Annotated in this window: 2 protein-coding genes; one reads left to right on the top strand and one right to left on the bottom strand. The window is 78.2% G+C overall.

Annotation, left to right across the window (positions count from 1 at the left end; genetic code table 11):
* The first annotated feature begins 27 nt into the window (after positions 1-27).
* Entirely contained in the window at positions 28-429 is a 402-nt protein-coding gene (locus EAD96_RS27590) for a VOC family protein (protein WP_120573811.1), read from the top strand.
* 64 nt (positions 430-493) lie between these two features.
* On the opposite strand, the gene EAD96_RS27585 is transcribed toward EAD96_RS27590, so the two are convergent.
* Positions 494-1,228: helix-turn-helix transcriptional regulator (locus tag EAD96_RS27585; RefSeq protein WP_147457942.1), on the bottom strand; the 735-nt coding region annotated here is incomplete at its 5' end.

Genomic DNA, 1,228 nt, shown 5'->3' with positions numbered 1-1,228 from the left:
GGGCCGGGCGGGCCTACCGTGGCCGGCATGACACCGCAGTTCGATCTGGTCGGGACCGTGGTCACCGACATGGCCCGCACGCTCGACTTCTACCGGCGGCTGGGGCTGCCGATCCCGGCCGGCGCCGAGACCGAAGGGCACGTCGAGGTCACCCTGCCGAACGGCGTACGGCTGGCCTGGGACACGGTCGAGACGATCCGCAGCTTCTACCCCGACTTCGACCCGTCCGGCGGCAACAACCGGATGAGCCTGGCCTTCCGGTGCGCCGACCCGGCCGAGGTGGACCGCTGGTACGCCGAGCTGACCGGCGCCGGGCACCACGGTGAGCTGCCGCCGTGGGACGCGTTCTGGGGTCAGCGGTACGCGGTCCTGCACGATCCGGACGGCAACGGCGTGGACCTGTTCGCCCCGCTGCCCACGGCCGAGTAGACGCGAGCCGGCTCGCGGGCCGCTTCCGGGCCGGTCAGCTCGCCCGCGGGCGGCTTCAGGCCGGTCAGCTCGCCCGCGGGCGGCTCCGGGCCGGGGCGAGCAGCCGGGTCGGCGGCACCCCGGCCATCTCGCGTACCTCGCGGGTCAGGTGGGCCTGGTCGGCGTACCCGCTGCGCACCGCCACCTCGGCGAGCGGCGCGCCGGTGCGGGCCAGGTCCAGCGCGCGGCGCATCCGCAGGATGCGGGCCAGCGTCTTCGGGCCGTACCCGAACAGGGCCCGGCTGCGCCGGTGCAGGGCCCGCTCGCCGAGGCCGACCTCGGCGGCGGTCGCGGCGACGGTGGCCCCGGCGGCCAGGCGGGCGGCGACCCGCGCGCCGACCGGGTCGGGGCCGCCGGCCGCGCGCAGCCGGTCGCGGGCGACCCGGGTGAGCACCGAGGCGGCGTGGGCGTCGGCAGGACTGACGGCGTCGCGCCCGTCGCTGCGGATCGGCGCGGCCAGCGCTGTCTCGACCCGGTCGGTCCCCTCGGCGGCGGCGCGGCCCCACAGGTCGGCCAGCGGTACGCGGCGGTCCCGCAGTTCCTCGGCCGGCACCCCGAACACGGCCGGGCCGGTCCCCGGCGGCAGGCGCAGCCCGATCCACCGGTCCCCCGGCGCGGACCGCGACAGGTGCGCGGTGCGGTCCGGGCCGGCGACGAGCAGCCCGGACCGGCTGGACCAGAGCAGATCCAGGCACCCGTCCGGCAGCACGCGCGTCTCGCCCCCGCCGGAGACGCTGCTCCACAGCACCCCGCCCGGAAC

Origin of the sequence: Micromonospora sp. BL1 (genome assembly GCF_003667485.1) — a bacterium.
Lineage (GTDB): Bacteria > Actinomycetota > Actinomycetes > Mycobacteriales > Micromonosporaceae > Micromonospora > Micromonospora tulbaghiae.
The sequence above is the reverse complement of the archived record's forward strand: the minus strand, read 5'-3'. Positions and strand labels throughout refer to the sequence as shown.

Bases quoted from the DNA above. Each gene is read 5' to 3' on its own strand.
- EAD96_RS27590 (WP_120573811.1), top strand. From the start codon at position 28: ATGACACCGCAGTTCGATCTGGTCGGGACCGTGGTCACCGACATGGCC.